We start from the raw sequence: 12,378 nt of genomic DNA, 5'->3' as shown, positions 1-12,378 counted from the left end.
CGGGATTGGTCAAAATAGTTTGACTATTAGCGGCTAAAATCGCCCGGCGCTAACAACGCTAAAGCCTAAATGAGTGTCGGTTGTTGTGCCGGTATCCGAAGCCCCTTCCCAGCGAATAGTGGAGCGCAATCCCGAGTGGTGATTACAACAACCTGGCGAAGCAACAGCGATAATCGGGGTCTTGAGGACATCGGTTACGAAAGGGGCTTGGGATAGGGTCCGCCAGCCGTCATCGGAGCTGGGTAGGCGCGGGTAGAGGTCATGCACCTGCGGTGGGCAGCGCCAGTAGCGGAATGCGGTGTTTGCGCAGACGATTTCGTCCATGTGGCCTCCCCTGGTTTCGACCGTAGGCCGTGCGGATTGCGGGCATGGCCGATTATCTGCCGGGGCATCATGCGGGTAAGTACGGGAAGCAAACCAAATGCTGACAAAAGCATGCCGAGTTCCGCCGAAAAACCGTCGTGTGATAGAAAACCGCTGGAAGGAGCTTTGGGCATGTGGTCCCTGTCTCCACATTTGCGCGCGGATCACATGGGGAATTCAATGAAAATACGCATGCGTTTTTCTTAAAACATGCAATGGCGTCAGCAAAAAGGGTGCGAAAAAAATGACGCCTTATACGACTACGATTCGTTTTGGAGTCAGCCTTGGTGTCAAAAAGAAAAAGGCCAGAGGCTTAACACCTCTGACCTGTACTTTAGATGGTGGGCGATACAAGATTCGAACTTGTGACCCCATCCGTGTGAAGGATATGCTCTACCCCTGAGCCAATCGCCCGTCGCCTTTCGGCAAAAGAGATACTATCATAGCCGCGCGTGGTTTACCAAGAACTTTTTGCCCCCGATTTTAAATTCGTGGGCGCAAGCAGCACTGTTTCAACCCTGTCAGCCAACAAAACCGCAGCTAAACCACCATTTACCGCTTTATCCACGAAGTCTCGGGGCGGCAGATAAGTCGCGCGTTGTTGTACGCCATGTCGAGCGTGAGGCACGTGCGCACGGCATAGAAGCCATCCTCGCGCTGGATGGTCAGCGCCAGCTCGGGCTTGTCGCCGGTTAGGCACAGCGGCAGCAGCAGCTGGATTCGGCCTCCGTAAAACTGTGGCACAGCGAGCGTGTAATTGGCGGCGGCGCGTCGGGCGGCTTCGACGACGGCGCCCTCAAAGGCGCGACGCAGCAGCAACGAGTTACCCTCCCCCATCAGACTGGCGGGAATACGCGTCAGGTTCTCCTCATCGCCCAGAATGTGGTCGATGTTGGAGCGGATGGGAAGGCGGTAGTCAAAGACAAGCTCGGAGGGGTCCTCGGCAAAGCGCACGCGGCACGGCAGGTACTCAAACGAGACCAGCATGGGGTCGCTCTCCTTAAAGAAGCCCTTCAAAAACCAGCGCTGGCGCGCGTCGGGCTTGGTGTTGGGCTCAAACAGGCCGTAGATGGTCTCGTAGCGGCGCGTGTACAGGCCGGTGTTAAACAGGCATCGGTCGTCGTCGAACACCAGCGGCAGGTTGGACGGCGCGGTCTGGTCCACGTCGCGCTCGGTCAAAAATACTGCGTGGCTAAACGAAAACGACAGGTAGTTCTTGAGAATGCGGTTGCAGGGACCCCAGTCCTCGGGATCGGCGAGGTCGGCCAAGCGCTCGTAACAGGGCTCGGGGCAAAACGCGAAGTCGTACACATTGCTGCACAGGGTGCTGGGGATCTCCATATGGCTTCCAATCAAGATAATGACAGGCGTGTGGATGCTTTGATTTTATACGTGCGACGGGTAGCCCGTGTCCACAACGCAACCGCGGCGCAGCTCGTCGGCGAGTTCTGCTCGCGTGCGGTTTCCGGAAACAAGGTCCTGGATCCAGGCGTAGTGCTGGTTGTCTTTGGGTTCCGGGCTATCGGAAAGTACGACTGGAGCACCAGCGGCGTAACGGGAAGGACCCGCCCGTCGACATCGGCAATCATGAGTTGACAAGTGTAATCATGGCTCAATTGCGGTTTAGCAATAGAATGTCAGGGAATCATCACCAAAGGTTTCGCGCCACTTGTCACAAATGTATCGATGGTTCATGGTGATTAGTTTTGAAAGATCCCTGAGATCCTTAGCCGGAATCTTGCTCTCGTTGTTCGCAAGTGTGCATCCGCCATTTTTAGTGAGCCAAAACTTAGTCGAGTTAGCAGCCGCCCTCTTTACCCCTACATGGATGTGAACGGGTTCTCCGTTTTCCGCGATCCAAAAGAACAGAACATACTGTCCAAAAACAAGAATTCGAGGCATTATGCCACCGCCGGTCCAGCTTTTTGCCGTTCTGCAAGCTCGAAGATAAACGGAGCGTTTGATCTAACGAACTCGGTCAAAAAATCCAGTTCGTCAGTAGAAAATCCTTCGACGTTAAACCATTTGACCGCAGGTAGAAAGCATTCTGCATGGTCAAAACCAAAATCAACCGGGCGCTCGACGGCTACGCGAACGGTCCCGTCGTCTCGTGTTTCTGAGTAGGCAAACTGAGTGCCGTCATCTAGCTGAACATAGCTCCAAAGCATTGCTGCCTCCTTAGTGTTTATATCCAAGTATAAACAGCCGCTTAGATGCAACGTGATGCGAATTGAATTATTCCCATAAGACCTGAACTGCTGATTATTTGTATTACTGAGATTTAAGCTATTTCACACTTCAGTGTCTTTTTGACATGATAACCGTCGCGGTGCGTTGATCATGGGGTTAGCAATAAAAGCCTAGCATAAGCAGAGTTCATCACTTCGTTCGCTGTCCTAGATAAATTCTCCCGTCTCCAGGTCAACGAAGTCCGCGAGCTTTATCTTTCCGCAGAAGCCGCTGCCCTTGTACTTTCCTGCATAGGTCTCAGAGTCGAACTTGAACGAAATGTTATAAAGCTTTCCGGTCTTTGTCTTCCTGATCAGCCCGTTTTCCAGCATGTAGCTCAGTACCCTCTTATGGCTTTCTCTATCGTTGCCGTTTAGGTAAAAGCAACAGACACCTTGTTTCGATCCTGCCGCGATGAGCGTTTCGGGATTCGAGTATTTGGCTTCTACGACGACGCCATCAAATACTGCGGTTCCGACAATGTCGTCCATGAGGGCTGTTTTGAATGGAGAGAAGAAGAACATCCATTTGCCGCATTGGACGGGATCTATGTCGTGGATTCGTTCCTTATTGATAAATCAAATCCATGAGAACGATTTGACCCTGGCAATCGAGCCGGATTCGTTAAGAAGCGTTTCTTCGACGGACGGCGTTAATTTCTCGTTGTTGCTTGTGTTATTTGAACTTGCCATTTCATTTATCCTAACATTCGTCCTCAATATAGCTCCTCGCCAGCAGCCTCGAGCGCTTGTATCGCTGTGCGTTTGGGCTCATTGAGACTTTCGTAGCCGCTTTCTGACAGCGGGATAATGCGCACGCTGAATGAGTCGCCGTACTTGTAGTCGGCATACACATCGCAATTGCCCCTACCGAGAAACTGTATGGCCGCCCGGTCAATCGCTTTTGCGCTTTGGCCTACGTAGTACAGATCTTTGGTTGCATTATGGACAATGAAGATGCCAGTAATTTCGCCTTGCTGTGTCAGGGACTTTCGCTGAGCCATGAACTCTTCGGCGCTTGCAACGATTTGAGGATCATCTTCTATTTGAGGATCATCTTCTAGGAGCGATTGGCGTAGCCTCAGTAGTTTTTCTTGTTGCTTCGATGCTGTAATAACAAGAAGGAGCCCGTCCACAAAAAAGAACAAGCCAAAGAGCAAGAAAAGAAAGCGAACCATATATGTTGGCACTCGATGACAGAGCGGAAAAGAGACTGACAATTACCAATACAAGACCAGTAGCGCTGATGACTTTTCCGATCGGGATGAGCCTCCTTGGAGGGGCCGATGCGACGGTTTTGATTTGATAGTAGTTCCTCATAGTATGACTCCAGTGATATAGGCAATTGAATCCAAATGGAGCTTTATAAACGGCAGTATTTGAATTGCAATTATCTTATCGCTCTGGCAGATGGGGTATAAGGCTCAACATCGGTAATAGATCGAGAGGCAGTCGAGCTGAACATAATAGTGCCGTCGCAGCGATAGCTGATACGGCACCAATCTCTAAGAATTTGATTTAGTAGAAGGCTAAAGACTTCTGCAATGGCTGCATTCACTTCTCCCCTGGTCTCACTAAACGGGGAATTAGCAGCGTTATACGGCAGCCAGGAGCGCTGTTCCAAGAAGGAAAAGCATTAAGGAAGCGGCTATCCAGTTGTTGTCTGCGGGCTTAGGGATCGTCGCTACGGTCGCAGTGGCGGCTCTTTGCTTGGAGGACGCGGGCAGCGTAGTCTTGATCGTTATGTTTGTCTTGGGCGACGTAGCCGTTAAGCTCCAGGTGGTCGGCTTCGGTCCAGACCCAGCCGAGGCTCGACGCACTGAGAGCCTGGCCCCGGCTGCCAAGCGGGGAAAGAAGGGACGCTTTGTGGCCTTCACATAGCGTCCCTTCCTCAAATTATCGTGTGAATATGATTTAAGCATACGGCGGAGCCTGAATCCACTATGCTCCAACTTGGCTACAAATCATAATTCTGCAACGTAGAATACTTGATAAGCGATTGATAGCGCGGATGTCCCGATCGAACAGCCCGCTTGTAAAGCTTGATATATTTTTCAAATCCCTTTTGAACTGCGAATTCATTTCCGCGAAGAGCTTCATATTCGTTCTGGCGCAAGTGTGGACGCACCTGTTGATCTATATATTCTGGCTTGTCTACATCGACGGCTTTCGAATAATCAATCCCGCATTTGTTTTCGGCATCGGTAAAGAATGCGTGCCCATGGCGAATATGCGAGCGAAATGGTAGGGCCCACGTATGTCCCTCGATTTCGACCAAAAAGACGATGTAAGGACGATTTTGCTTTTGTTCCATCTCTTTGAACGGCGGGTTTGGATGATCTTTGTAGAACGAGTTTGTCAAAAAGACGATTTTAGAATTCATGCAGACCCTCCGAAAAAGAAAATGCCTCCAACCCAAAGAGATTGAAGGCATCTTCTCAGTGGGCTTTCTTTTGATTCCGTTGGTCGCGCCCTACGACCAAAATCTTCTCGGTGGGCTTTCTTTTGATTCCGTTGGTCGCGCCCTACGACCAATTTCTGATTTAAGTATACCCAAGTTATAAAGGAAATGAGTGAGGTTTCGAAAAATGAACGTGGCAGAATTAGGCAGAGTCAAATAACGAATGCCTCGTGTTATTTCTTACCCTTCGTTCGGAAGCAGAAGCTTGGTATATATCTGGAAGACAGTAAGGAGAAATAGGTCTTCCATGGTCTCGATTCTCTCGCCATCGAAACCGCCTGGGCATCCGTAGTACCTATTGTTGGCCTCGTCACCAGAGCCGTAGGTTGCCGCGTAGAATGCAACGGTCGACGCGAATCGGCAGGCCTCTATCTCAGAGCTCGATTCGAATTGATACTCATTTTTTAGATGGGAAATAGGGGTGAAGGAAGCGTCCCTCGACTCGAAGGCCTCGGAAAGGACTTTACGGATAAGATGATCGTACTCCAGGGTACAGCTATCAGGGGGCAGGAACGAAGAGTCCAAGCACTCAGGAAGAAGGTCAACCCGAAGTGCTGGCAGTCTCTCCCCCGCATACCTTTCCAGGCTGCGAAGCACGTATTTCCCATCATCATAAAGAACAGATTCATCTTCTGGGAAGCGGTCACGGAGGGCGGCTTCGACTGCGGTGATGCAACGGACGAACAGGTCATCCTCTCCCCTGACCCGCAAGTCAAGATTGCAGAATTCAAGAATCAGATTCTGAACCTCCGGCACGAGACAACAGAATTCCCAATACATCTTGCGTGAATAATGGAAAAGATCATTGTGCATGGCGGCAACGGCGCAAAGCGGAATCAGGCCTCTGTCTGCGTAATGCTTCGAGATGAACTCAATCGCCTGCGCCTTATTCCCTTCGGCGTGTCTGCGTTCGTCTCTTTCGTCCTGGCGACGCTCGAGTTCTTCCATGCGCTTACTCTGGCAAGACTGTTTCTTGCCAATGATGACTGTTACAAATAAAGAGATAAACGCGCATATTAATTCAGCCAATTCGTTCCACTTCACAAGAAACTCCTACAATACTTAATGGTGTTGCAATTCTATATACCAAGCAATTCTACGCATGGGACGTAGACCTCGACTGCATCAGCCGGATATACGCAAAAGAGGGGTTAGACCATACTGATCGCACCAAAAATGAACTCAGCGAATCTAAATTCGCCTTGTGCCCGACCATGATCGCCGTATTGCGGAGCTCCGTGTACTGCCGATATTGTGCTTGGGCACCGGAGCCTACATAGGTCCCGGTGCCCTTATTGGTGCTTGTGGTCTGCCCCACTTTATTGATAATCTGTTCTAGCGTATATTATTCCGAGTTTGTTGTCACGATTCAGCCCATGGTCGCGTCCGTATGGCCTCTGCCTTCGAAATTTGGGCGCCTATAAACAAACAAGCAAATAGCTATTCTTGTGGATGTCCCTTTCTTCCAAATGGCAGCTACCTCAACAACGACATGCGATGCCCAGAAGCACTGTTCCCAGCAGGAAAAGCGCCACGGACGCGGCGATCCAGTTGTTGTCGGTGGTCTTGGGGAGCAACGCAGTGGCCGCGGTGGCGGCTTTAGGCTTGGAGGACGTAGGCACTGTGGTCTTGCTCACCGTCGTCTTGGTCGTTATGTTTGTCTTGGGCATCGCAGCTGCGGGTTTCACTGTGGGGTCCGTCGCAGGTTCCGCACCGGGCTGCCCCGCAGCAGGATCACCGACAGTCTCACCCGTCCCGCCGCCTGGCACGCCTTCTCCACCGGTCTCCCCCGCCGGAGGCATGGCGACATCGGGCTCAACCACCACATGCGGTGCCACCGCACCGGAGGCATCCACCACGCCACCTACACCAAAGGCTCCGCCGGCAGGCGTCACAAATCGCGCGGACACAAGCGACCCGCCCAGGCAAGCAACTCCGCCGTCGGCACCGGCTGCATCGAGCCACGAGGCGTCGACGGAAAGCCGGCAGCCGGCCAAACCATCGCCAAGGCTCGCATCCTGCAGATACACGCCGTAGGCGCGCACGCCCGCTCCGGACCCGGCGCCCGCGGCAACGACGCGCCCGCCGCCGCGCACGGCCATGTCGCCGGCAATCACGCCGGCGACCGCCTCGTTTGTAATATCGGCCCCGTCTGCCCGCGCATCGACGGTGCAGCCGTCAACCACGAGCGCCTGCGACACGTGGATCCCGCACTGCGAGCCCGTCGCCGTCAGGGTCCCGGTGCCGCGAAGCGTCAGGTTGCCCCACACCTCCATGCCGCACAGCGTGATGTCCGCATCGGGCGCATGCGACTCCGTCACGGAGTTCTGCCCGGCAAGCGTCAGCACCAGGTCGCCCTCGGCGCCGATGGCCTCGCCCGCGTAGCCATTAAGCTCCAGGTGGTCGGCATCGGTCCAGGCCCAGCCGGGGCCCGACGCGCCTGGCTCGTAGTACGTCGCGCCCGCGATGATGAGGCTCTCCGCGCCCGCGGCATAAGAAGGCCCGCCCAGCAAAACGCATAGGCAGGCCATGGCAACAATCGCAATGTAATGACGGCTGGTGTAGGACTTTGCAGCAAACATACCCGCTCCGATCTTCGCAGGAGCCAATAGAATATGCACCAGAAAATGCCCTGGTAGCAGCAGTTATTAGTTTAGCGAGATCAGACCTTAAATATAGAAAATGCCTCTGAGCAGTGTCGATAATTAGGTGTAAATCGTTTTGCCGGTCGGTGAAAGGAAGTAGTCCCGCCAGATCAATTGATGCTACGCCTACCATGATCCGATAGAAAGCGGCTCGATTTATACGCGGACGATAACCTCACAGTCACATTATAGTTTCGGTTCGGCGTCGGTTTCAGTTTTGGGCATTCCGTCGCATCCCTTTAGACAAATAAATGCTCTAGTAAATACAAAAGTGTTATACAGGAGCGATTTTGTTTCACACACTATTCGAAACGATAGGGCTAGATACATAAAACAGATGGCTACTTCAACATAATAATCACAGCAAATCATAGCCGTCATTTTATAAATCGTAACCTGGTCGAGTAGAGAGATTAAAAGACTCAACGTAAAAGCGACTGCAAATAAAACAAGTGCATTCTCGTAGTAGCGAAGGTAATTCAATAGTTGGTTGCCTCCTTGTGAAGCTAACCCACGAACATGCTTACCATCAAGCAGGCTGAAAAAGATCGCAAAAATTGAGAGCGCTACTCCGAATAAACCCAAGAACACATCCTTTAATGTCGTGGATAAGTTCACAATTAACTCAATGGTATTCGGAGCATTAAGTATATTTAACGAAAGAACCAGGGAGATAGCTGAAACTCCAATGGAGATTGGTAGGTTTCCTTTTACGGGCTTTAACTCGCGAAGTGCGTCACTGATTAGTTCGCCAGAGCTTCTAACTACGGCAATTTGGGAAAGACCGTCAGGCATTAAGAAACCCTTCTAAATTTTACTAACAAGCAATTCGAGGATATTGAGTGCTTTTCCATATAGGGCTTTATTATCCTCACTTGCTTCAGGTAAATAATTGCGACTCTTGCAGTAATTTGCAATTCTTTCGTCATCGTCAGCACTTAAATTTCCAGCACTTGGAATCTGAAGTTCAGAACCAAGTTGATTGTCAGTGATTTTTACTTTTGTGCCATCTTGTTTTTCACCTGTTACAGTTGCTGATGCATTGCCAGAAGCAATGCTATCTTGAAAAAGATTGGAGATTCCGTTAGCTGATTTAGGGGAATTGAATGTTAAGTTTCCCGTTTTTGAGTCAACCGAATCCATTGTTGAACGTACGTATGCCAGCAGCGGCGCCGGATCAATATCATTGTTTAAAGGGAAAAAGCGAAGATTAATTGACTTAATTTTCGCAAATTCCTTGATAGTTTCATCAATACTATCAGGTAGGGGCATGTTAACGATATTGATTACAGCATTAGGAAATAGAGGCAAGTCTGCTTTATCTCTTTCTCGGTTGGCCTCGCGAGTGTAACGATCGACGACTTTCCTCAAAACGGCTTGAAAACTCTTGAGATTGGGGCTTTGGCCCTCATTCTTGACGAGGATCATTCTATGACTCTTGAGATAGATGATGAAGCGAGAGTATGGAGCAGTTGGAACGGAGCTTGGAGATGGAACGAGCTCATTATCGACAACGATAGTTCGCACCCTATAATGAGTTTCACGGATCAGATTCCCGTGAGAACATATTCCGAACTTATTAGCTTCAACTCAACATCGGAGAAATAGCTGACATTTTTGGAGGTACGAACTTTCTGCTCATTGCAGAACGCTGGATACAAAATGTCTTGGAAGTAAGTCAACATGGGCTCATTTTCTGGACCATATGTAATGTTGAAATTAGCGATACTTAGTTTTTTCACTTCGTCCATCTGCATCCCTTAAATAACAAATATTGCGCAGGAACCATTGTTTCCCGCGCAATATTTTAGTTCATATAGGCCTAAGGTCCGCGCTATGACATACGGTTCATATTACGGATGTTTGTCAAATAATGCATTCGAATATGCAACTCAAAGAAAGGTAAAAGCGTTAAGCCATCTCATCGGTCTCGTTCATCAGCCGGTTGCAGATGTAGATCAGCTTTTCGCTCTTTAAAAGTTGATTGAAAACACGGTCGAGATCTTCATCGTCTTGTATTGTGATATTGCACCGCTCGGCCTCTTCGAACTTATAACGATCATATATCTTTGCTAGATCGTTGCATACGCCTCGATCGACAGTCATGATGGCAGGATACGATGGATCGAATTCGATGGCGAATAGCCTGAATCGGTATCTATTCGAACGAATCTCGAAACAATAGTCATTTTTCTTGTAAAGGTCATTTGCATTCAAAAGGTCGACTTTTGGAGTGAGATCCGCCACGCTTGCGGAGGCTGCATGCTGAATTATCTTTGACATGGAGCTGATGGTTTCTAATGCTGGAGATAACGTTCTGTTTACGTCAAAAGTCGGGGAAAACACCCCCTTTACCCTACCGTTAGAAGCCCCAGACAACATTTTCGCCTGTTCAGTAAAAAATGGGATGATTCCGTCTGTTCTTTTTTGTTGAGGTTGAGTGAACACCTCTGCCCACGGATTTTCACTAGAAGTCATGACTGGCTCACCTAACTCAAATCGATATCAACTAACAGCGGCAAATGGTCGCTTATATTGCTGTTGGGACGAACTTTTGCAATCAAGCCCCTATTCCCTATCCTCTTTAGATAGCTATAGGAATTAATGGAGTCCATCAATTCTGGGCTTACCAGGGCTTGGTCATAACAGTTCCAAATAGGGTTGGCGCAATCCCCGGAATAGTAAAAGGATCCGTAGTTCTCCAGCTCCTCCGACAACCAATGAATTGTTGGATTATACAGAAAGGGATATTCGTCACCGCACCATGTTCTTCCGGTTTTATTTCTAACTAACCCTTTAAAAAGCATCGCGTTAAATGCGTTGGGGAGAAGTAGCTCCTTATCATATGGATTTGCATTTAAGTCGCCCATAACGATCGTCTTGTTAATTGATAGCGCGTTTTCATACCCGTGAATCACATCCATCATCTTGCGGATATCCACCAGCCTTGGTTCCGGATCGGCTGAAGACATACGGTCAACAAGATGCGCAGCGGCAATAATGAAACAAATCTTGCCTATTTTCATCGGCAGAACGGCAAACCGAGATTCCTCAAAGCAATCAAGAACTTCAATGGACTCCTGGGCAATGATTTTAACTTTGTCACACCCACCGTAACCCATTGGGCGATATCCAGAGCCCTTTAAGAGCTCATCTGAGAATTCAGTTCCAGAAAACTCACCAAAAGCAGCAATGCCGACCTCATTCTCTCGCATACATGCGAGGGCAAGGTTGGCATTGTCTTTCTTATTTAAGTTCCAAAAGAGCAGCTTCATAAATCAGTTCATAGATAGCTACTGTGCGAGCATGTCAACTATTCGCACGCTCGCGTACCCATCACCATAGGGGTTCGAGATGTGGCTCATAGCCGCGAACTCAGCCTGAACGGAGAAAAGGTCGTGGTCAGATGCAACACCGAAGACGCGCAGCACCTGGTCGAGCACCTCGCGATGCCGACCGGTCATGGTCACCGCGGACTCGGGCTCATCCGAGCGCGTCTTCGGTTTGTTGACGTGCAGGTACATCTTGATAGCCTCCGAGCGGGTGCCGAAGACGAGTATTTATTACTCTTAGCTCAAATCACTTTACAAAAATGATTAAAAAAGCTTAGTGAGGTACTCCCCCAGCTCTTCCTCCCAGTCGGGCATGTGGAACCCGACCGACTCGAGCCTGGAAAGGTCGAGCGCGGAGTGGACCGGGCGCGGGGCGATGGGGCCGACGGCGCCGGCGTAGTAGTCGGCAGTGCTGACCGGCACGACCTTCTCCCCGTTGCCGTTGGCGGCCTCGAAGACGGCGCGGGCGATGTCGGCCCAGGACTTGACGGCGCCGGAGCCCGTGCAGTTATAGGTGCCGTAGGGGGCGTGCGTCCCCAGCACGTGGAAGATGGCCTGGGCCATGTCGCACGTGAAGGTCAAGCGGCCCAGCTGGTCGTCGACCACGGTGATCTGCCCAAGCCCGTCCTCGGGGTCGGCGACGCGGTCGGACAGCGCCTTCATGGTCTTGACGAAGTTGTGCCCCTCGCCGATGACCCAGCTCGAGCGCATGATGTAGTGGCGCGGGCAGCCGGCCACGGCGATGTCGCCGGCGGCCTTGGTCTGGCCGTAGACGGACAGCGGGCTGAGGGGCTCGTCCTCGGTATGGACCTCGGCGGTGCCGTCGAAGACGTAGTCGGAGGACACGTGGACCAGGGTGATCCCGTGCTCGGCGCAGGTGCGGGCGAGCAGCGCCGGCCCGGTCGCGTTGGCCTTCCAGGCGATGGCGCGGCCCTCGGGGGTCTCGGCTTTATCCACGGCCGTGTAGGCGCCGCAGTTGATCACGGTGCCGTAGAGCGACCAGTCGTACTGCGTATAGGCCGCCGGGTCGGACATGTCGAAGGTGTCGATGTCGCAGAAGTCGAAGTCCTTGGCGACGCCGCGCTCCTCGGCGAGCGCGCGGACCGCATGGCCCAGCTGGCCGTTGCAGCCGGTGACGAGCGTCCTCCTGGGCGCCATGGGGACGACGTCGGCGAGCATCGGGTGGTTGAGGTCGGCCTCGGAGACGGTGGCCTCCTCCAGCGGGATCGGCCACTCGATGGCGAGCTCGGGGTCGGCTAGGTTCACGAAGGTGTAGGTCTTCTTCAATTCGAGGGACCAGTGGGCGTCCACCAGGTAGGTGTAGGCGGTGCCGTCCTCCAGGGCCTGGA

14 protein-coding genes and 1 tRNA gene are annotated in these 12,378 nt (G+C 51.4%); all 15 read right to left on the bottom strand.

What is annotated here, in order from left to right:
- Window positions 1–702: 702 nt before the first annotated feature.
- A tRNA-Val gene (locus FGQ61_RS09265) sits at window positions 703–777 on the bottom strand.
- A 138-nt stretch (window positions 778–915) separates the two neighbouring features.
- The gene (locus tag FGQ61_RS09260; RefSeq protein ID WP_138375334.1) at window positions 916–1,704 is read right to left on the bottom strand and encodes a DUF3825 domain-containing protein; all 789 of its coding nucleotides are present in this window, start codon (window positions 1,702–1,704) and stop codon (window positions 916–918) included.
- Window positions 1,705–1,986: 282 nt separating this feature from the next.
- A complete protein-coding gene (locus FGQ61_RS09815) occupies window positions 1,987–2,265 on the bottom strand; it encodes a DUF4160 domain-containing protein (protein ID WP_082421950.1) in 279 nt (92 codons plus the stop codon).
- A complete protein-coding gene (locus FGQ61_RS09250) occupies window positions 2,265–2,531 on the bottom strand; it encodes a hypothetical protein (protein WP_055287420.1) in 267 nt (88 codons plus the stop codon). The genes FGQ61_RS09815 and FGQ61_RS09250 overlap by 1 nt, the downstream gene beginning before the upstream one ends.
- Window positions 2,532–2,759: 228 nt before the next feature.
- Window positions 2,760–3,083 (bottom strand): hypothetical protein, encoded by a 324-nt coding sequence (locus tag FGQ61_RS09245; protein WP_138375333.1) that lies wholly within the window; start codon window positions 3,081–3,083, stop codon window positions 2,760–2,762.
- A gap of 224 nt (window positions 3,084–3,307) precedes the next feature.
- Complete coding sequence (locus FGQ61_RS09240; protein WP_138375332.1) at window positions 3,308–3,769, bottom strand: hypothetical protein; 462 nt, start codon at window positions 3,767–3,769, stop codon at window positions 3,308–3,310.
- Window positions 3,770–4,548: 779 nt separating this feature from the next.
- The gene (tenpIN, locus tag FGQ61_RS09235) at window positions 4,549–4,974 is read right to left on the bottom strand and encodes a type III toxin-antitoxin system TenpIN family toxin (RefSeq protein WP_138375331.1); all 426 of its coding nucleotides are present in this window, start codon (window positions 4,972–4,974) and stop codon (window positions 4,549–4,551) included.
- A 258-nt stretch (window positions 4,975–5,232) separates the two neighbouring features.
- On the bottom strand, window positions 5,233–6,096 hold the full coding sequence (locus FGQ61_RS09230; RefSeq protein WP_138375330.1) for a hypothetical protein: 864 nt from the start codon (window positions 6,094–6,096) through the stop codon (window positions 5,233–5,235).
- Window positions 6,097–6,533: 437 nt separating this feature from the next.
- A complete protein-coding gene (locus FGQ61_RS09225) occupies window positions 6,534–7,634 on the bottom strand; it encodes a hypothetical protein (protein WP_138375329.1) in 1,101 nt (366 codons plus the stop codon).
- Between the two features lie 249 nt (window positions 7,635–7,883).
- On the bottom strand, window positions 7,884–8,492 hold the full coding sequence (locus FGQ61_RS09220) for a hypothetical protein (RefSeq protein WP_138375328.1): 609 nt from the start codon (window positions 8,490–8,492) through the stop codon (window positions 7,884–7,886).
- 12 nt (window positions 8,493–8,504) lie between these two features.
- Window positions 8,505–9,125, bottom strand: coding sequence for a hypothetical protein (locus tag FGQ61_RS09215; RefSeq protein ID WP_138375327.1), 621 nt, complete (start codon window positions 9,123–9,125; stop codon window positions 8,505–8,507).
- Window positions 9,126–9,608: 483 nt separating this feature from the next.
- Complete coding sequence (locus FGQ61_RS09210) at window positions 9,609–10,175, bottom strand: hypothetical protein (RefSeq protein ID WP_138375326.1); 567 nt, start codon at window positions 10,173–10,175, stop codon at window positions 9,609–9,611.
- 11 nt (window positions 10,176–10,186) lie between these two features.
- Complete coding sequence (locus FGQ61_RS09205) at window positions 10,187–10,972, bottom strand: hypothetical protein (RefSeq protein WP_138375325.1); 786 nt, start codon at window positions 10,970–10,972, stop codon at window positions 10,187–10,189.
- 18 nt (window positions 10,973–10,990) lie between these two features.
- Window positions 10,991–11,221: a hypothetical protein gene (locus tag FGQ61_RS09200; protein ID WP_138375324.1), complete on the bottom strand. Its 231-nt coding sequence runs from the start codon at window positions 11,219–11,221 to the stop codon at window positions 10,991–10,993.
- Between the two features lie 72 nt (window positions 11,222–11,293).
- On the bottom strand, window positions 11,294–12,378 hold a 1,085-nt coding region (locus tag FGQ61_RS09195), incomplete at its 5' end, for a sugar nucleotide-binding protein (RefSeq protein WP_138375323.1).

The organism is Collinsella aerofaciens (assembly GCF_005844325.1).
Lineage (GTDB): Bacteria > Actinomycetota > Coriobacteriia > Coriobacteriales > Coriobacteriaceae > Collinsella > Collinsella aerofaciens_G.
This window is presented reverse-complemented; position numbering and strand designations above follow the sequence as displayed.

Excerpts from the sequence above, each read along its gene's own strand:
- FGQ61_RS09260 (WP_138375334.1), bottom strand. The coding sequence starts at position 1,704 with ATGGAGATCCCCAGCACCCTGTGCAGCAATGTGTACGACTTCGCGTTT.
- FGQ61_RS09815 (WP_082421950.1), bottom strand. The coding sequence starts at position 2,265 with ATGCCTCGAATTCTTGTTTTTGGACAGTATGTTCTGTTCTTTTGGATC.
- FGQ61_RS09250 (WP_055287420.1), bottom strand. The coding sequence starts at position 2,531 with ATGCTTTGGAGCTATGTTCAGCTAGATGACGGCACTCAGTTTGCCTAC.
- FGQ61_RS09245 (WP_138375333.1), bottom strand. The coding sequence starts at position 3,083 with ATGGACGACATTGTCGGAACCGCAGTATTTGATGGCGTCGTCGTAGAA.
- FGQ61_RS09240 (WP_138375332.1), bottom strand. The coding sequence starts at position 3,769 with ATGGTTCGCTTTCTTTTCTTGCTCTTTGGCTTGTTCTTTTTTGTGGAC.
- tenpIN (WP_138375331.1), bottom strand. The coding sequence starts at position 4,974 with ATGAATTCTAAAATCGTCTTTTTGACAAACTCGTTCTACAAAGATCAT.
- FGQ61_RS09225 (WP_138375329.1), bottom strand. The coding sequence starts at position 7,634 with ATGTTTGCTGCAAAGTCCTACACCAGCCGTCATTACATTGCGATTGTT.
- FGQ61_RS09220 (WP_138375328.1), bottom strand. The coding sequence starts at position 8,492 with ATGCCTGACGGTCTTTCCCAAATTGCCGTAGTTAGAAGCTCTGGCGAA.
- FGQ61_RS09215 (WP_138375327.1), bottom strand. The coding sequence starts at position 9,125 with ATGATCCTCGTCAAGAATGAGGGCCAAAGCCCCAATCTCAAGAGTTTT.
- FGQ61_RS09210 (WP_138375326.1), bottom strand. The coding sequence starts at position 10,175 with ATGACTTCTAGTGAAAATCCGTGGGCAGAGGTGTTCACTCAACCTCAA.
- FGQ61_RS09205 (WP_138375325.1), bottom strand. The coding sequence starts at position 10,972 with ATGAAGCTGCTCTTTTGGAACTTAAATAAGAAAGACAATGCCAACCTT.
- FGQ61_RS09200 (WP_138375324.1), bottom strand. The coding sequence starts at position 11,221 with ATGTACCTGCACGTCAACAAACCGAAGACGCGCTCGGATGAGCCCGAG.